22 protein-coding genes are annotated in these 16,908 nt (G+C 61.5%); 12 read left to right on the forward strand and 10 right to left on the reverse strand.

Annotation, left to right across the window (positions count from 1 at the left end; genetic code table 11):
• Positions 1-30: 30 nt before the first annotated feature.
• The 7 genes from K3177_RS08060 to K3177_RS08090 all read right to left on the reverse strand — a co-directional run bounded on the left by K3177_RS08060 (position 31) and on the right by K3177_RS08090 (position 4,812).
• Positions 31-540 (reverse strand): hypothetical protein, encoded by a 510-nt coding sequence (locus K3177_RS08060; RefSeq protein ID WP_221597827.1) that lies wholly within the window; start codon positions 538-540, stop codon positions 31-33.
• On the reverse strand, positions 540-1,478 hold the full coding sequence (gene rsmH / locus K3177_RS08065) for a 16S rRNA (cytosine(1402)-N(4))-methyltransferase RsmH (RefSeq protein ID WP_221597828.1): 939 nt from the start codon (positions 1,476-1,478) through the stop codon (positions 540-542). The genes K3177_RS08060 and rsmH overlap by 1 nt, the downstream gene beginning before the upstream one ends.
• Positions 1,475-1,978, reverse strand: a complete 504-nt coding sequence (locus K3177_RS08070; RefSeq protein ID WP_221597829.1) for a division/cell wall cluster transcriptional repressor MraZ — start codon at positions 1,976-1,978, stop codon at positions 1,475-1,477. Before K3177_RS08070 ends, rsmH begins: the two co-directional genes overlap by 4 nt.
• Positions 1,979-2,326: 348 nt before the next feature.
• Positions 2,327-3,016, reverse strand: coding sequence for a DUF4350 domain-containing protein (locus K3177_RS08075; RefSeq protein ID WP_221597830.1), 690 nt, complete (start codon positions 3,014-3,016; stop codon positions 2,327-2,329).
• A 22-nt stretch (positions 3,017-3,038) separates the two neighbouring features.
• A complete protein-coding gene (locus K3177_RS08080) occupies positions 3,039-3,404 on the reverse strand; it encodes a hypothetical protein (RefSeq protein WP_221597831.1) in 366 nt (121 codons plus the stop codon).
• Between the two features lie 31 nt (positions 3,405-3,435).
• The gene (locus K3177_RS08085; protein ID WP_221597832.1) at positions 3,436-4,452 is read right to left on the reverse strand and encodes a cysteine synthase A; all 1,017 of its coding nucleotides are present in this window, start codon (positions 4,450-4,452) and stop codon (positions 3,436-3,438) included.
• Between the two features lie 42 nt (positions 4,453-4,494).
• Positions 4,495-4,812, reverse strand: a complete 318-nt coding sequence (locus K3177_RS08090; RefSeq protein ID WP_196846691.1) for a 2Fe-2S iron-sulfur cluster-binding protein — start codon at positions 4,810-4,812, stop codon at positions 4,495-4,497.
• Between the two features lie 92 nt (positions 4,813-4,904).
• Here K3177_RS08090 and K3177_RS08095 point away from each other — a divergent pair, with 92 nt between their 5' ends.
• A complete protein-coding gene (locus K3177_RS08095; RefSeq protein ID WP_221597833.1) occupies positions 4,905-5,522 on the forward strand; it encodes a DNA-3-methyladenine glycosylase family protein in 618 nt (205 codons plus the stop codon).
• Between the two features lie 22 nt (positions 5,523-5,544).
• A complete protein-coding gene (locus K3177_RS08100) occupies positions 5,545-6,351 on the forward strand; it encodes an SDR family oxidoreductase (protein WP_221597834.1) in 807 nt (268 codons plus the stop codon).
• 6 nt (positions 6,352-6,357) lie between these two features.
• On the opposite strand, the gene K3177_RS08105 is transcribed toward K3177_RS08100, so the two are convergent.
• On the reverse strand, positions 6,358-6,651 hold the full coding sequence (locus tag K3177_RS08105) for a 4a-hydroxytetrahydrobiopterin dehydratase (RefSeq protein WP_221597835.1): 294 nt from the start codon (positions 6,649-6,651) through the stop codon (positions 6,358-6,360).
• A 58-nt stretch (positions 6,652-6,709) separates the two neighbouring features.
• Here K3177_RS08105 and ccmA point away from each other — a divergent pair, with 58 nt between their 5' ends.
• Together ccmA and K3177_RS08115 are read left to right on the forward strand one after the other, a co-directional pair.
• Complete coding sequence (gene ccmA / locus K3177_RS08110) at positions 6,710-7,291, forward strand: heme ABC exporter ATP-binding protein CcmA (protein WP_221597836.1); 582 nt, start codon at positions 6,710-6,712, stop codon at positions 7,289-7,291.
• Positions 7,288-7,941 carry a heme exporter protein CcmB gene (locus K3177_RS08115; RefSeq protein ID WP_221597837.1) on the forward strand — a complete coding sequence of 218 codons (654 nt, stop codon included), beginning with the start codon at positions 7,288-7,290 and terminating at the stop codon, positions 7,939-7,941. Before ccmA ends, K3177_RS08115 begins: the two co-directional genes overlap by 4 nt.
• Here the strand turns inward: K3177_RS08115 and map are convergent.
• Entirely contained in the window at positions 7,938-8,765 is an 828-nt protein-coding gene (gene map / locus K3177_RS08120; RefSeq protein WP_221597838.1) for a type I methionyl aminopeptidase, read from the reverse strand. The genes K3177_RS08115 and map overlap by 4 nt on opposite strands.
• Positions 8,766-8,805: 40 nt before the next feature.
• Complete coding sequence (locus tag K3177_RS08125) at positions 8,806-9,633, reverse strand: DUF3298 and DUF4163 domain-containing protein (RefSeq protein ID WP_221597839.1); 828 nt, start codon at positions 9,631-9,633, stop codon at positions 8,806-8,808.
• A 45-nt stretch (positions 9,634-9,678) separates the two neighbouring features.
• Here K3177_RS08125 and K3177_RS08130 point away from each other — a divergent pair, with 45 nt between their 5' ends.
• The 8 genes from K3177_RS08130 (at position 9,679) to K3177_RS08165 (ending at position 16,901) form a co-directional block, all read left to right on the forward strand.
• Positions 9,679-11,067 (forward strand): leucyl aminopeptidase family protein, encoded by a 1,389-nt coding sequence (locus K3177_RS08130; protein ID WP_221597840.1) that lies wholly within the window; start codon positions 9,679-9,681, stop codon positions 11,065-11,067.
• Positions 11,068-11,141: 74 nt separating this feature from the next.
• Positions 11,142-11,489: an SH3 domain-containing protein gene (locus K3177_RS08135; protein ID WP_221597841.1), complete on the forward strand. Its 348-nt coding sequence runs from the start codon at positions 11,142-11,144 to the stop codon at positions 11,487-11,489.
• Positions 11,486-12,424 (forward strand): N-acetyl-gamma-glutamyl-phosphate reductase, encoded by a 939-nt coding sequence (gene argC / locus K3177_RS08140; RefSeq protein WP_221597842.1) that lies wholly within the window; start codon positions 11,486-11,488, stop codon positions 12,422-12,424. The genes K3177_RS08135 and argC overlap by 4 nt, the downstream gene beginning before the upstream one ends.
• 210 nt (positions 12,425-12,634) lie before the next feature.
• Entirely contained in the window at positions 12,635-12,973 is a 339-nt protein-coding gene (locus tag K3177_RS08145; protein ID WP_103022570.1) for a P-II family nitrogen regulator, read from the forward strand.
• Positions 12,974-13,025: 52 nt separating this feature from the next.
• Complete coding sequence (glnA, locus tag K3177_RS08150; RefSeq protein ID WP_103022569.1) at positions 13,026-14,435, forward strand: type I glutamate--ammonia ligase; 1,410 nt, start codon at positions 13,026-13,028, stop codon at positions 14,433-14,435.
• 134 nt (positions 14,436-14,569) lie between these two features.
• Positions 14,570-15,148, forward strand: coding sequence for a lysozyme (locus tag K3177_RS08155; protein ID WP_221597843.1), 579 nt, complete (start codon positions 14,570-14,572; stop codon positions 15,146-15,148).
• An 89-nt stretch (positions 15,149-15,237) separates the two neighbouring features.
• A complete protein-coding gene (locus tag K3177_RS08160; RefSeq protein ID WP_221597844.1) occupies positions 15,238-16,323 on the forward strand; it encodes a hypothetical protein in 1,086 nt (361 codons plus the stop codon).
• An 11-nt stretch (positions 16,324-16,334) separates the two neighbouring features.
• Positions 16,335-16,901, forward strand: a complete 567-nt coding sequence (locus K3177_RS08165; RefSeq protein WP_221597845.1) for a fasciclin domain-containing protein — start codon at positions 16,335-16,337, stop codon at positions 16,899-16,901.
• The last annotated feature ends 7 nt before the right edge of the window (positions 16,902-16,908 follow it).

Consider the following 16,908-nt stretch of genomic DNA (forward strand, 5'->3'; position numbering starts at 1 on the left):
CAATAGCGGGGCCAAAGCCGGAAAAGGCGTTCACTGGCTGACCTCCGCCACGGCGCCGATGCCAACCGCCGGGCTGGACAGGCGCTCGGCGAGCCCCCCGGCTGTTACGGCTGCCAGTTCGCGCCGGTCCGGACGATGGGCGGCGCTGTCCTCGTCATCGTCGATCCAGTCGGCGAAGAGGCTTTCCGATTCAGGTTCCGGTCGGTTCAAGGCCACGCGCACCGGAGAAGGCGCGTTGATACCGCGCGGAGTGCCCAAAGCCGCAAGCTGGCGTTCACTCTCGAGATATTGGTCGGCACGTGGAGCGGAATACCCGAACTCGACCGCGTTCCAATCCGACAACTGCTGCTGGCTGGCGCGGGTTTCGAATTCGGTTTCGAGCATAAGCTTGGCCTGCTGTGCGGCGATGATCTGGCGTTCGGCGAGGCGCACGTCGCTCTTCACGGCGTTCACCTTGAACGTCAACGCCAGTAGCAGGGCAAAACAAACGGCGAGAACAAGCGCCCAGCCGATCTGACGAATACGCGATCCACCGACCATCACGCGGCCTCCCGTGCGGACGTTGCGGTCCGCGTCGCAGCGCGCAGGACAGACGAACGGGCGCGCGGATTGCGTTCGATCTCGGCCTCACCCGGCTTGATGGCCTTGCTGACTTTCGAAAAAACCGGATCGTCCTGCGCTGCCAAAGGGACATGACGCGAGGCGCTCGGGGTTGAGGACGCCTCGCGCAGGAAGCGCTTGACGATCCGGTCTTCAAGGCTGTGGAAGCTGACCACCACGAGGCGGCCCCCTTCACGCAGCACGTGCTCGGCGGCGGACAGTGCTTGGGACAGTTCGTCCAACTCGCCGTTCACGTGAATTCTGATGGCTTGAAAAGTGCGGGTCGCCGGATCTTTCTTATCGTGCGGTTTGTGGCCCAGCGCCTTGCGTACGACACGCGCCAGTTCGCCGGTCGTTTCGAGCGGACGTGCGGCGACGATGGCGCGGGCAACCCGGCGGGACTGGCGTTCTTCTCCATATGTATAGAGAACATCGGCGATCGCCTTCTCGTCGGCACCGTTGAGAAAATCCGCCGCGCTCGCCCCTTCCTGGCTCATGCGCATGTCCAGCGGACCATCCGACGAGAAGGCAAATCCGCGATGCGCCTGGTCGAGCTGCATCGATGATACGCCAATATCCATCACCACACCGTCGACCCGCGCGATACCCGCCGCCGCCATGACGTCGACCATTTCGGAAAAGCGATGGGGATGCAGAACCAGACGGGGGGGATTTTCTTCCGCTTCGCTCCAGCCGCGGCCTGCGGCGATTGCGTCGGGATCCCGGTCGAACGCATGGACGATGGCACCGCGTTCCAGCAGCGCGCGCGTATAACCGCCCGCCCCGAAGGTCGCGTCGATCACGACGTCGCCCGGCTGCGGGTCAAGCGCTTCGATTACTTCGTCGAGAAGGACGGGGATGTGCGGCGCCCCGGTCACTTGCCAGCACCTTTGGCAGCGCCCTTATCCTTCGCATCGGCCAGAAAGCTTTCGCATGCCGCCTTGGCGCCGGCCCAGTCGTCGCCCATCTGGGCAAGCTCTTCCGGATTCCACAATGTGAAGAAGCGCCCGCCACCCTGGAAATAGAGGCCATCGTCGATGTTGCCGAGTGTGCGCAGGTGATCGGGCATGACGAAGCGACCGCTGTCGTCGAACGGCATTTCGATGAAGCCGAAGAGCTGGCTGGACCGGGTATCGCGATCGAATTCCTTGCCAAGCCGAACCGCAAGTTCTTCTTCGCGATCGAGCTGGGCCTCGAGCTCGGGCTTGCGCGACAGGCCGAAGCCGACGAGGCAGTTCCATGACGGATGCTTCATCAGGCACAGGACGCGCCCGTCGCTCGATTCCTTAACAGCCTTACGGAAAAGGGGGGGGAGCACGAAGCGGCCCTTGTCGCCCGCGGGCGAATAGGCCTGTCCGCTATACCCTCCGAAAGACACTGTCCCCAAACCCCAAATACGGTTTCGATTACCTCCCCATCAGGCCACACTTCCCCGTCCGCCCACACAGGTGGGCGAGGCGCCCGCCCCGTTGACCGAGCGCGAATAGACAGTGCTTGTCCGATGTGTGTTTGGTTTATCGCGGGCAGAGCCGGGATGGAAGGGAAAATTGCGGGATTTTACGGGATAAGCTCGTAAGGCATTGAATTACTTATATATAATTCGTTCGGGCAGAATTGATCTCATTACCGAGCGTCCCATTGGATATCAGCAAAAACACGGATTTGCGCGAGTCCATCGATGGACTCGCGTCATGATCCCGAATCTTTCCCGTAAAATCCCGTGGGATCAGTTCAGTGCATCGCCGATCAGGGTCGCCAGCAAGACTTGCCTTTGCGCTGAGGTCGCCGCCGTCTCTTCACTATCCAATATCGCTGCATCCGCCATCAATGTGACCCGCCCGTTCCCGACACTGCACCAAGCGAAAAGCCCCGCTTCCGAAATTGTGCATTTGCCATCTCCCGTCGCGACGAACTGGCCCGCAAGATTGACGGGATACTGATTGCCGGAAGCAGATATCAGGCGCTCCTCGCTTGGCTGGGCATCGTCGAAGCGCAGCTCGAGTCCCCAGCGGGTGAGGATGGGAGAAAGAAGCACCACATCTTGCGGTCGGCGACGATCGCCGAGCGCAAAATCGCTGTGACGTGTCAGAAGTGGATCGGCGAAAATCAGCAACCGACCTCCCGCGCGCACCCAATTGTCCAGTGCCACATTTTCGGACGGAGCAAGCGGTCGCGGTTGCGCCATAATTATGCGATCGAGCCCGTCGATCGCATCGGGCTCCACAGTGTCGAGCGGCTCGATGTCAAATCGCTGTTCGATAAGGTCGCGGACCCAGTCGCTGTGGTTTGAGCCATCGAGTATTGCCGCCATGTCGCCCTCGCCCCAATAGATCGGCAGGGTCGAGAACAGACCGACAGGGTGTTTGGGAGCAGCCTCTTCGCTGATCTTGCCTGTGGAACAGGCTGCAAGCAGCACCGCAAGCAATGTAAGAACACCTTTAGTTCTCGGCAGGCGAAGCATTGCTCTCAACCCGTGGCGGCGGCGTCAATACGGTATCTGGAACGGCCGTCGGCTCGACTGCGAGATCGGGAACCACACCGGCCTCTACCAACGGATCGTTCCGCGGAGCTGTCTGCGTCGGCTCGGTAGTAGGGGCAGCCTCGGGCACCGTCGTCGCATCCGTTTCGGCAGCGCGGTTTTGGATGATGCTAGCCAGCCCGACGAGCAGGATCATCATGACGATCCCGGTCGCGCCGATCTGCAGACGTTGCACCGTACGCTCGCGGCGCGCGTCTACGCCCCCGTTGATGTCGGGCAGCTCGCGCACCGATGGCTTGCGGCTCATGTCGAAAAATTGCGGCACGCGCATTAGCCTAGGCACCCCTGCCTGCCAGTCAATCGCCGGATTGCAACCAATCGAAAACCGACAACTTTTTGGACGCCAGCCATTCGGCATTGTAGAGCGTGGAGAGGTAGCGGAAGCCGGTATCGCACAATATCGTGGCCACCCGCGGATTTTCGCGCCCCTCTGCGACCAGTTGCTTGCCCAGGGCGATGGCGCCGGCAACGTTGATGCCGCTCGACAGACCGAGGCACAGCCCTTCTTCGCGCAGCAGGCGGGCCACCCATTCTAGACCTTCTTCATCCGAAACGCGGAACTGCGTATCGATCGGCGCGCCTTCCAGATTTCCGGTTATACGCCCCTGCCCGATCCCTTCGGCGACAGAGGACCCTTCAGCCTTGAGCTCGCCATTGGCGAAATAGTTGTACAGAGCTGCGCCGTGTGGGTCGGTCAGCGCGATGACGATGTGTTCGTCGAACTCTTTCAGGCCCATACCGACGCCGGCGATGGTCCCGCCGGTTCCTGCGGCACAGGTAAAGCCGTCGATCCGGCCTTCGAGTTGCTCCCACAGTTCCTTCGCCGTCGTTTCGATGTGCGCCTTGCGATTGGCGGTGTTGTCGAACTGGCCTGCCCAGATCGCACCGTCGATTTCCTCCGCCATCCGGCGCGACACGTGCTGGAAATGGTTGCAGTCGGCATATTTGGTCGGCGGCACGGTGACCAGTTCCGCCCCAAGCGCGCGGATCGTGTCCATCTTCTCGTGGCTCTGGTTGTCGGGCATCACGATGATGGTCCGATAGCCCAGCGCATTGGCCACCAGCGCGATACCGATGCCGGTATTGCCCGCGGTTCCTTCGACCACAGTGCCGCCCGGCTTAAGGTCTCCACGCGCTTCCGCATCGCGAATGATATACAGGGCAGCCCGGTCCTTCACGCTTGCGCCTGGATTGGCGAATTCGCATTTCCCGAAGATGTCGCAGCCGGCTTCCGCGCTCGGCCCTTCGAGGCGGACGAGCGGCGTGTTGCCGATGAGATCGAGCGTGTGCTCGCGTACTGGAATTGAAGTCATGTCTGGCGAGGTAGGCGCAGCCACCTTAACTCGCAAACAACATCAATCTTCAGGCGCGATAGTAACCTTCAATCCGTCGAGTTCCGGCGTGAACGGTATCTGGCAGGAAAGGCGCGATGTCGGGCTGCGATGATCGGTCGATTCCAGCAGATCGTCTTCGTCCTCGCTCATTTCCGGCAATTTGCCGGCAAAGGATTCGTCGACGTGAACATGGCAGGTTGCGCAGGAACAACAGCCACCACACAAGGCCAGGAGTTCGTCGAAACCGTTATCGCGGATCGCTTCCATCACGGTCAGGCCGTCGGATACGTCGATTTCGCTGGTCTCGCCTTCGCGTGTGGTGACGATCAGTTTCGGCATTTTACGTCTTTCCTCGGTTGCAAAGGGCCACTGGCCCAACCTATGCGTCGCGCTGCTATTCAATCGGGAAAGGGAAGGCAAGCACACTCGCCATGGGCCTGACCAACGCACAATTGCGCAAACATCTCGACGCTGTGGCCGCAGATGACGCCATCGTCGCCGCCGCAATCGAGCGGTGCGGCTATCCCGAAGAGCGCATTCGCTCCACGGGTTACCGCACGCTCCTGCGCACAATCGTAGGCCAGCAGGTGAGCGTCGCGTCCGCTGCAGCAGTCTGGAACAAGCTTGAGGCGGAACTTGGCGAGGACATGCTTCCACAGGATCTGCTGGCCCGCGACTTCGATACATTGCGCGCCTGCGGACTGTCCCGTCAGAAACAGGGCTACGCCCGCAGCCTGTGCGAATTGGTGGCGAGTGGAGAACTGGCCTTCGACAACCTGCCCGAAGACGATGAAGCGGCCATTGCCGAACTCACCAGGATCAAGGGTATTGGCCGCTGGTCGGCGGAAATATATTTGCTGTTTGCAGAAGGGCGTCAGGACATCTGGCCTGCAGGCGACCTGGCGGTGCAGGAGGCCGTCGGACGCATGCTCGAATTGCCGGCAAGACCGGGCGAGAGGGAAACGCGTGAGTTGGGGGAAAGATGGCGGCCCCATCGCGGCGCAATGGCCATCTTCACCTGGCACACATATAATAACGCCGCGCTTTAGACGCGCGTGAGGGAGAGACAGCATGGGTGATCGCAGGGCCATTTTCATCACTGGCGGTGGATCCGGAATCGGACGCGCAGTTGCCGTTTATTTCGGCCAGCGCGGCTGGTTTGTCGGCCTTGGCGATATCGACAAGGCGGGCATGCGCGAAACCGAAGAAATGATCGCAAACGGCTTCGTCTATTCGCACCCCCTCGATGTGCGTGACCGCTCCGCTTGGGACGAAGCGCTGGATGCATTTTGCGTGGCTGCCGGCGGGCGCATCGATGTGCTGTTCAACAATGCAGGCGTACCGCTGGGCGGATCGCTGACCGAAAACAGCGCCGAGGAAATCGAACGCACGCTCGACATCAATCTCAAGGGCGTTCTGTTCGGCGCACAGGCGGCCTATCCCTACCTCAAGCAGACTGCCCCCGGCTCGTGCCTGCTTAATACCGCGAGTGCAGCGGGCTTGTACGGAACACCCGGAGCAAGCGTCTATTCGGCGACCAAGTTCGGGGTTCGTGCCGTGACGGAAAGCCTGGATGGGGAATGGGCTGTGGATGGGATCAATGTCCGCTCTCTCATGCCCAGTTTCATCGACACCCCCCTGCTCGATCACAATCCCAATGCGCGATCGAACGAGGATATTCGCCAGCGGGTGACGGGTGCAGGGCTCGAAATCACACCGGTCGCGGATGTCGCTGCTGCGGCATGGGCCGCCATCCACGGCGACAAATTGCATACCGTCGTTGGCAAGACCGCTAAGACACTGGCGTTCGGCGCACGCTGGCTGCCTGGCCGGGTTCGCAAGCAGACGCGCGCGCTGACCAGGCCGATGGGCGAATAACGAAGGTCAGGCCAGCAGCGCGTCGATCTTGCGCGCCATTTTCACATCGCGCAGGCTCAACCCGCCTGCATCATGCGTCGTCAGTGTGATTTCGACCCGATTATAGACATTGAACCATTCGGGGTGGTGATCGCGCGTTTCGGCAATCATGGCCACCCGCGTCATGAACGAAAACGCTTCAGAGAAATCGGAGAATTCGAACTTGCGCTCGATCGCAGCGCCATCGCGGCACGACAACCACTTCGGCAGCGCCCTCAGCCAGCTATCGCGTTCTTCCTCGCTCAACTGTTCTACTGCCATAACGCACGAATCTCCTCTCGCTTGTCGCGTGGGCGCCTTTTGCCTATCGCTCCCGCCCATGCAAGCTCGCCTCGCCGCAAAGGACATTGCCTGCCGTCGGGGCGAAAGACTGCTTTTCCGCAAGCTCTCGATAGACTGCGTCGCCGGCGATGCCGTGCATGTTATGGGGCCTAACGGCGTCGGCAAGTCCAGCTTGATCCGGATCCTTGCCGGCTTGCTCCGTCCCTATGCAGGGGATGTACAGCATGACGGCGGAAGGGGCCTGGTCGATGAACGGTTGGCACTCGACGCCAATCTGCCGCTGGGCAAGGCCCTGGCTTTTTGGGAACGACTGGATGGTAATGCCGATATGGGACGCGCGGGCGACCTTCTCCAGCTCGCGCCGCTACTGGACATTCCGGTTCGATATCTCTCGACCGGGCAGAAAAAGCGCGCCGCCCTTGCCCGCCTGATCAACTCCAATTGCCCGATCTGGCTACTGGACGAACCGCTGAACGGGCTGGACCATCATGCGCAAACGGTTTTCGAAGCTCTGATAGATCAGCATTGCCGCGCCGGTGGGATCGCCATTGCCGCATCGCACCAGCCAATAGCGCTACCCGCGCCGCAAGCCGTCGCTCTGGCGGACTTTGCCGCATGATCGCTGCGCTGCTCAGACGGGATCTGGCCACCTTGCTTCCGGGCGGACGCGGCGGCAGCGGGCTGCTACCGCTGCTGTTCTTTCTTGCCGTCGCCATGCTGTATCCCTTTGCCGTCGGCCCCGACGCGCAATTGCTCGCACGGACCGGCGGAGGCATAATCTGGATCGCAGCGCTCCTCGCCGCGATCCTGCCGCTGGAAAAGCTGGTGAGCGGCGATCTCGACGCCGGGATATTCGATCAGCTGCGTCTGCGCGGTATCAGCGAAGAAACGGCCATGGCCGTCAGATTGCTCGCACACTGGCTGGCCTTTGCGCCGCTCCTTCTGCTCGCAACCTTACCGGCAGCCGCTTTGCTTGGCCTTGATGGCAAGACCACACAGACCGTGCTCCTCGGCCTGGTAGCAGGCACGCCCGGACTGGCTGCGGTTGGCCTTATCGTCGCAGCGCTTACCGCAAGCATGCGCGGCGGCGCGGCGCTGGCAGGATTGATGGTCATCCCCCTGGCGGTGCCGATCCTCATTTTCGGCGCTGGCGCCATCGCACGCCACGATCCCGGTGGTCTATTGTTCGCCGGAGCGATCAGTCTGGGGTTGTGCGCTGTCGCACCCTTCGGCGCCGGGGCTGCGCTGAAGGCAGCCCGCGAAACCTAATATGGCGGCTTGTGCAGTCCCTTGGGACTTTCGGTAAAGATTTCCACACCATCGTCGGTGACTGCGATGGAATGTTCGAACTGCGCCGATAGCGACTTGTCGCGCGTCACTGCAGTCCAGCCGTCGCGCAGGATCTTGGCGTGTGGTCGGCCCGCATTGATCATCGGTTCGATAGTGAAGAACATGCCGGGTTTCAGTTCCGGCCCCGTTCCGGCGCGCGCCGCATGGATCACCTCCGGCGCATCATGGAACAACCGACCAAGGCCGTGACCGCAGAACTCCTGCACGACGCCATAACGGAACTGGCGCGCATGTTCCTCGATTGCCGCCCCGATATCGCCAAGGCGTGCGCCCGGTTTCGACGCAGCATCGATCCCCAACATCAGGCATTCATAGGTCACATCGACCAGCTTGCGCGCCTTGAGCGAAGGTTCGCCGGCAAAATACATCCGGCTTGTATCGCCATGCCAGCCATCCAGCAGCGGCGTGACGTCGATATTGACGATGTCGCCGTCCTTGAGAGCCTTGTCGGACGGTATGCCATGACAGATCACATGATTGATCGACGTGCAGCAGCTATGCGCATAACCGCGATAACCCATGGTTGCAGGCACAGCACCTGCATCCAGCATCATGGTGCGCGCCTTGTCGTCTATCTCGCCGGTCGTCACACCTGGCTGGACGAAAGTGGTCAGCTCGTCGAGGATTTCCGCCGCAAGACGCCCTGCCTTGCGCATGCCTTCATACCCGTCCGGGCCATGCAGCTTGATTGTCCCATCGCGATAGACGGTCTCGTCCGCCTCGATTACCTGATATTCCGTCATGCCATGCACATAGTGTGTTTGGGCCGGAATTGCGAGATGCCTATCGGCGAACGCTGAACGCACCCGCATATGCAGGCTTCACCGCATCGATCACGCTGGCTGTCACATCGAAATCCAGCTCATAGGCGCCTTCTGCATAGGGTCCGGCAACATACGGGCCGAAATAAATCCCGATCCGATCGAAGGTGTTGCCATTTGACGATCCGACCAGCACCGTGGCTTCGTCGAGCCCGGGGCAATTATCGAACATGCTGTCGCTATCGGGTTGGACCGCCGTGCCTCGCCGCTTTTCCCGCTCCTTGTTGAGCGCATCGCAAAGCCGCGCGCCAAGCCCCTGCTCCAGGGCAACCGGCGAATTGAACATTTCGACCCCGGCAAGAGACGCCTTGGCCTGCTTGTCCCATACCAGTGACTGCTTGCCATACATACCGTGCGCGCCGCCGGTATAATCGGAATAGTCGGCCGACAGACTGAGGAAATCGGGCAGGCTGGCGACGACCTTCCATTCCTTGGCGAAGCTGCGGCTACGGCAACCACCGCAATCGCCGTCACCGGCGAGTTCGGTCAGCGTTGCATCCCATTCGGCGCGGTCTTCCTTCTCGCGCTGATCACGCTCTGCCCCCAACTGCTTTGCGAGTTCTGGAATGGCGCTTACTGCAGCGGGCCATTTGTAGGAAAACTCCCAGGTTCCGCCATCTTTCTCGGCGGTTTTCGCGATGTTGACCGCTTCCGCCTTGGTGCTTGAACTGGCCGAAGCACTCGCCTGCGCGGACGGAATCGACGTCCCCGTCTTGTCGGCGTACTCGGCTCCGTCGGAGCAGGCTGCACTCGACAGGGCGAGGGAAATCAGGAACAGGGGCGCGCGCATCACGGTTTCCTTTGCGACAACGATAGTCAGGGGTACGTCTAGAATATGGCCGACAAGCAAACGCTTATCCAGCCCGACCAGGGACAGGAAGCGATTTCCATTCATCTCGTCAACCGCGACGGATACTCGGACTGGCGCAAAAAACTTTCGACCAGCCAACGCGCGGCTCTGGAAGGCCAGAAATTCGACGGGAGCGGCTATCAGGTCGGCATCGTACCGGATGGTAACGGCTGGTTCGCCGTCGGCGGGGTTGCTGATCCGAAGGAACTTTCCAGCTGGTGCATGGCCAAGCTCGCGGAAAACCTTCCCGAAGGTACTTATCGCAGGGCTGAAGGCGAACCGGGCCCCGCCCTGCATGGATGGCAGACGGCGCAGCATATATTCGATCGTTACAAGAAACCCGAACGGCCTACGGGCCCCCGGGTGCTCCTGACCAAAGACGTGAAAGCGATCGATAGCGCCGTCGCAGAAGCGCAGGCCGTGTGCCTGGTGCGCGATCTGGTCAATACGCCGGCAGAAGACATGGGGCCGGCAGCGCTTGAAGAGCAATGCGAAAAGCTGGCGAAGCAGCATTCCGCCAAATTGAGCGTCACTAAGGGCGATGCACTCGAACAGGAGTATCCCATGGTCCATGCCGTGGGACGCGCCGCCGCGCGCCATCATGCACCGCGTATCATGCATCTTACATGGGGCAAGGAAAGCGATCCGGTCCTGGCCATCGTCGGAAAGGGCGTGTGTTTCGACAGCGGCGGCCTAGATGTAAAAAGCTCCACCGGCATGCTCCTCATGAAAAAGGATATGGGCGGCGCCGCGCACGCTATCGCGTTGGCAGGCCTCGTTATGAATGCAGGTCTTCCTGTCCGTTTGCACCTGCTTGTCCCAGCAGTCGAAAATGCCATAAGTTCCAACAGCTTCCGGCCTGGAGATGTTCTCAAGAGCCGCAAGGGACTGACTGTCGAAATCGGCAATACAGACGCCGAAGGCCGGCTCATCCTGGGCGACGCGCTGCAGCGGGCAAGCGAAGAGAAGCCCGACCTTATTATCGATTTCGCTACGCTCACAGGCGCTGCGCGGGTGGCGCTCGGGCCTGAATATCCAGCGCTCATGACGCGCAGGGATGCAACCGCGGAAGCGCTGATCGCTGCAGGCAAGGCTCATGACGACGAACCCTGGCGCCTGCCCCTTCCCGATGCCTATCGTGAATGGCTGGTCTCGGAAATTGCGGACACCAACAATGCCCACGGCAATGCCTTTGCAGGGGCGAGTGTCGCGGGCCTGTTTCTCGACAAGTTCGTCGGCGAAGGGATCGACTGGGCGCATTTCGATACCTTTGCTTGGCGCCCGCAAGCAAAACCGGGACGTCCGAAGGGCGGTGATGCCTATGGGTTGAGGGCAGCATGGCACATGTTGCAGGCGCGTTTCGGTGGAGGCTGAGGCTCGCCGCCTTGCCTGAAGTGAGCCGCGGCGTTAAGCGCGCGCAACGTTCATTTCCGGATTCTGCCCTCAGCGTGACTGCTCAAGCCAGCTACTCTCTTCCCGAAGGTATCGTCGGACTTACCGGTCCGGTGGAAAAGCCCGCGCCCGGCACTCTGCCGTTGCGCGGCGATCTCGCGCATATTGCCTTGGCGAAACATTATCTGGCCGCCCATTATGTCATCCCCCAGCTCCGCAATATCGGAGATACGCCTGCAACGCTGATGCTCGCCATGCGCGACGATGCCGAAGTGGGCGCTACACTGGATGCCGGACAGGAAGTCGAGGTGCTGGACTGCGCGGGCGACTGGGCGTGGGTGGCGTGCGGGCCGGAAGGGCCGAGCGGATATATCCGGCTGGGCATGCTGGCTGCGAGCGAGTGACGCATAAAATCTTCATCGACGGGGCTGCAGGCACGACTGGCCTGGAGATTGCCGACCGGCTGGCCGAGCGCAGCGAGTTCGAGCTGCTGAGGCTGGACGATGCGAAGCGCAAGGACCCTGCCGCGCGGCGCGAAGCGCTGAACGAGGCGGATATCGCCATCCTGTGCCTGCCCGACGATGCGGCGCGCGAAGCGGTTGAAATGATTGACACTTCCGGCGGCACGAGAGTGATCGACGCATCCAGCGCGCACCGCACGAGCGAGGGCTGGTGCTATGGTTTTCCCGAGCTGATCGGTAGCGAGCGGGTGGCCGATGCGCGGCGGGTGAGCAACCCCGGATGCTACCCCACAGGCTTCCTCGCGCTGGTCGCGCCGCTGGTGCGGGCGGGGCTGTTGCCAGCCGACTGGCCGTACACGGTCAACGCCGTGAGCGGATATTCCGGCGGCGGAAGCATGCTAATCAAACGTATGATCGAGGAGCCGAACATAGCGTTTCGGACATATGCGCTCGATCTGGCGCACAAACACCTGCCGGAAATGCAGGCGCATGCCAAACTGGAACACCCCGTGCTGTTCGCACCGTCGGTCGTCCCGGCCTATCGCGGCATGATCGTCGAAGTTCCGCTGCATCTCGGCGCTATGGACGGCGAGCGGCATGCGGACGACCTGCGAACGGCCCTAGCCGAATTCTACGCGGGATCGGACGTCGTCGCCGTTCATGATGCCACCCCGGTGAGCGAGCTCCTGCTCGACACCGATGCCGCACCGTCCGACGGGCTGGAACTGTTCGTGTTCGGAAACGAAGGCGGATGGAATGCGCGACTGATCGCCCGGCTCGACAATCTGGGCAAAGGCGCGAGCGGTGCAGCCGTGCAGAACCTCAACCTGATGTGCGGCCTGCCCGAGACCGCCGGCCTCATCCTGCCCAAAAATTAGGCAAGTCGTGACTGCCGTGTAAGCAGCACTCTGCGATCCTATCGAGGCAGTTGCGCCGATTGCGCACCAATCATCGCAAAAATTGCGCCAACTCAGTTTGGCGCGCATCGATTCTTCGGTTAGGCCCCTCCGCCAAGGCCTTGGCACGATTCTTGGAAAGAAACGCGCGAAGGGTGGAGCGACACCATTCCTCAGGGGTTCGGAGACGACGTGAAAAAGATCGAAGCGATCATCAAGCCATTCAAGCTCGACGAGGTGAAGGAAGCCCTGCACGAAATCGGCGTGTCGGGAATCACCGTGACCGAGGCTAAAGGCTTCGGGCGGCAGAAAGGCCATACCGAGCTGTATCGCGGCGCCGAATACGTCGTCGATTTCCTACCCAAGGTGAAGCTGGAGGTCGTGGTGGCAGACGGCATCGCGGACCGCACGGTGGAAGCCATCGCCGCCGCCGCCCAGACGGGCCGCATCGGGGATGGCAAGATTTTCATTTCGTCGATCGAAGGCGCCCTGCGCATCCGCACAGGCGAGCGCGACGACGACGCAATCTGAGTTAGCGCGGGAAAACCCGCAGGAATTTTCAGTTCAAACGGAGGCAATACCAATGGCAAGTGCAAGCGACGTCCTGAAACAAATCAAGGACGAAAGCATCGAGTGGGTCGATCTGCGCTTCACCGATCCCAAGGGCAAGTGGCAGCACCTGACGATGGTGGCCGGGATCCTGACCGAAGACGAACTCGATGACGGCCTGATGTTCGACGGATCGTCGATCGCCGGCTGGAAGGTCATCAACGAAAGCGACATGATCCTGAAGCCCGACCTGGAACGGGTCTATATCGATCCGTTCAGCGCCGAGCCGATGATGATCCTGTTCTGCGACATCGTCGAACCTTCGACGGGCGAATGGTATGCGCGCGACCCGCGCACGACCGCCAAGCGCGCCGAAGCCTTCCTGAAGTCGACGGGCATCGGCGACACGATCTATGTCGGTCCCGAAGCCGAATTCTTCATGTTCGACGATGTGCGTTTCGAAGACGGTTATGCCGGTTCGGGATACGCGATCGACGACATCGAACTGCCGACCAACAGCGGCAAGGAATACGAAAGCGGCAACATGGCGCACCGCCCCCGCGCCAAGGGCGGATATTTCCCTGTCGCCCCTGTCGACAGCGCCGTCGACATCCGCGGCGAAATGGTTTCGACCATGATCGAAATGGGATTGAACTGCGACAAGCACCACCACGAAGTGGCCGCGGCGCAGCACGAACTGGGCCTGACCTTCGGCACGCTGGTCGAAACCGCCGACAACATGCAGATCTACAAGTATGTCGTGCATCAGGTGGCCCACATCTACGGCAAGACCGCGACCTTCATGCCCAAGCCGATCAAGGCGGATAACGGCAGCGGCATGCACACGCATATGTCGATCTGGGACGACGGCAAGCCGACCTTCGCCGGCAACCAGTACGGCGGCCTGAGCGAGAACTGCCTCTATTACATCGGCGGTGTCATCAAACATGCCAAGGCCCTGAACGCCTTCACCAACCCGACGACCAACAGCTACAAGCGGCTGGTCCCCGGCTTCGAGGCACCGGTTCTGCTGGCCTATTCGGCGCGCAACCGTTCCGCTTCGTGCCGCATCCCCTACGGTGCGGGCGACAAGGCGAAGCGCGTGGAATTCCGTTTCCCCGACGCCATGGCCAACCCCTACCTTGCCTATGCCGCCTTGCTGATGGCCGGTCTCGACGGGATCCAGAACAAGATCCACCCGGGCGAAGCCATGGACAAGAACCTGTACGACCTGCCGCCGGCAGAGCTGGCCGAGGTCCCGACGGTTTGCGGATCGCTGCGCGAAGCACTGGAAGCACTGGAAGCCGATCACGAGTTCCTGCTGAAGGGCGACGTCTTCACCAAGGACCAGATCGAGGCCTATACCGAACTGAAATGGGAAGAAGTCCTGCGCGTCGACACGACGCCCTGCCCCGCCGAATTCGACATGTATTACAGCGCCTGATCGGCCCTGTTATTTCACCGAGGAAAGGCCGTCCGGGCGACCGAGCGGCCTTTTTCGCGCGCCCGGTGAAAAACCATTTTCCTACACGCCCATTCGATGCCTAATCAGGTTGCCTCGTTTTCATGGAGGCCCTGATGAACCGCAAACCCCTGTTCGACATCGTGAGAAACCTGCTTGGCCGAGGCCTGCGCCAATCGGAGGTCGACACGCTGGACAAGGCGATCGACACGATGACCGGCGTGGCCGGGGCATCGCGTGAGGTCAGCCCGGCAGGCATACGCCTGATTCAGGAGTTCGAAGGCTGTGCGCGCGTGCGGGGCGACGGCATGGTCGAGGCCTATCCCGATCCCGGCAGCGGCGGCGATCCGTGGACGATCGGATGGGGGGCAACGGGATCCGATATCGGCCCCGGCACGGTGTGGACCCGGGAGGAATGCGACCGGCGCCTTGCTGCCGATATCGAGCGCCATGCCCGCGATGTGGTGCAGGCCATTGGCGATGCGCCGACCAGCCAGGCGCAATTCGATGCGCTGGTGAGCTTCCATTACAACACCGGCGCGATTGCCCGTTCGACACTGCTCAAACGGCACCTGGCGGGCGATCATGCAGACGCGGCTAAAGAATTCCACCGCTGGGTTTACGCGGCCGGGCGAGTGCTGAAAGGCCTGATCCGCCGCCGGCGCGCCGAGGCTGCGCTTTATGGGGCAGCTTGAAAACCGCAGAGTTCTGCCAATTCTTGCGCGTAGGTTAACCGGAACCGGAAGCCTCCATCCCCCGTTAGCCCGGCAAAGGAGTTCTAATGATGCGTATCCTGTTAGCAGGAGCAGCCGCGATCGCCTTGGTGGCAAGTGGCGCCTATGCCCAACCGGGCAAGAACGGAGACAATGGCAACGGCCCGGGTAACGGCAAGGGCAATATTGCCGCCAAGGTCGAGCGTGGTCCGCCGGATCGTGGCCCCAAGCGTACCGGCAACGGCAACAGGGATGCCAGGCCTGATAAACGCATGGCCCAGCAGCCCGAAAGACGAGATGCCCGCCAGAATGTCCCCCGTGAAATCGAACGCCGGATCAGTCAGCGACCTCAAGAGCGCGCTGTCGAACGTCGGGTGGACCGGCGCGATGACCGCAGGGACCTGTCGCAGCGGGCCGAGCGTCGCATCGAGCGATCCGTCGAACGACGCGTGGACCGAAGGGACGGACGCCGCGATGTCCGGCGGGGCGATCGCAACCTTATCAGTTATGTCGATCGCGTGCGGTACGACCAAGACCGGACCTTCCTCGTGCGCGACAGGGACCGGCGAGCGATCGCCGGCTGTCCGCCGGGTCTGGCGAAGAAGTACAATGGCTGCATGCCGCCGGGACAGGCCAAGAAGCGGTACGAAAATTACCGCACCTGGAACGGGTACGATTATCGACCCCGCCTGTTCGGCCTGAAGAATTACAGTTCGGGCCGCTATTATTACGACGACGGCTATCTTCTGCGTCCAGCGAGCGATGGCGGAATAGCTGGATACATCCCCCTGCTCGGAGGAGCGCTGGCAATCGGCAATCAGTGGCCGTCGAGCTATTCGAGTCATTCGGTGCCCGACTATTACGTCGATTATTACGATCTGGGGCCGAGAGATACCTACCGCTATGCCGACAACGTCATTTACCGGGTGAACCCGAGCGATTCAGCGATCCAGTCGGTGGTTGCCCTGCTGACCGGTGACGATTTCTCCATCGGTGAGCCGATGCCAGCGGGTTATGACGTCTATAACGTGCCCTACCCGTATCGGGATCGGTACGCCGACAGTGACGACGCGTGGTATCGATATTCGGATGGCTATGTCTATCAGATCGACCCGCAGACCCAGTTGATTTCCGCCGCCATCGACCTGCTGGTCTGAAGGAACAGAACATGACCGACGCATGGAAAAGCGGCCTTGCCGCAATCGCTCTCTTCTCCCTTCCCCTGGTTGCAGCATGCAGCGATACGGAAGAACATACTGCACAAGGCGCCACGCGGGACGATGGAACCCTTACGCTGGCAGCCGCCCTGGGGGCCGAGAAGGATCTCGATATCGTGCGCGAGGCGATGGACGAATCCGAACTGTCCGGCGTGCTCGACGGCCCGGCCAGCTACACAATTCTGGCACCCGACGACGCGGCATTCGAAGCGTTGGGCGAGGAAGGCGAAACGCTGCTCGAAGACGAGCAACGCCCGGTTCTGGTGGCGCTATTGCGCGACCATCTGCTGCCCGGCCATATGACGCCGGAATCGATTGCGGAAGCCATTGACCGCAAGGGCGGCCCGGTGACGATGGCCACGCTCGGCGAGACGGATGTCATCTTCTCCCGGGAAGGCGACGGCATCAAGGCGGAGCTGGAAGATGGCGGCAGCGCCAATTTCGCCGGGACGGCGACCGCCACCAACAACGGTGTCGTCATACCGATCAGCCAGGTGCTGATGCCGCCGAAGGACTGACCGCGCG

It is taken from the genome of Qipengyuania pacifica (assembly GCF_019711555.1).
Lineage (GTDB): Bacteria > Pseudomonadota > Alphaproteobacteria > Sphingomonadales > Sphingomonadaceae > Qipengyuania > Qipengyuania pacifica.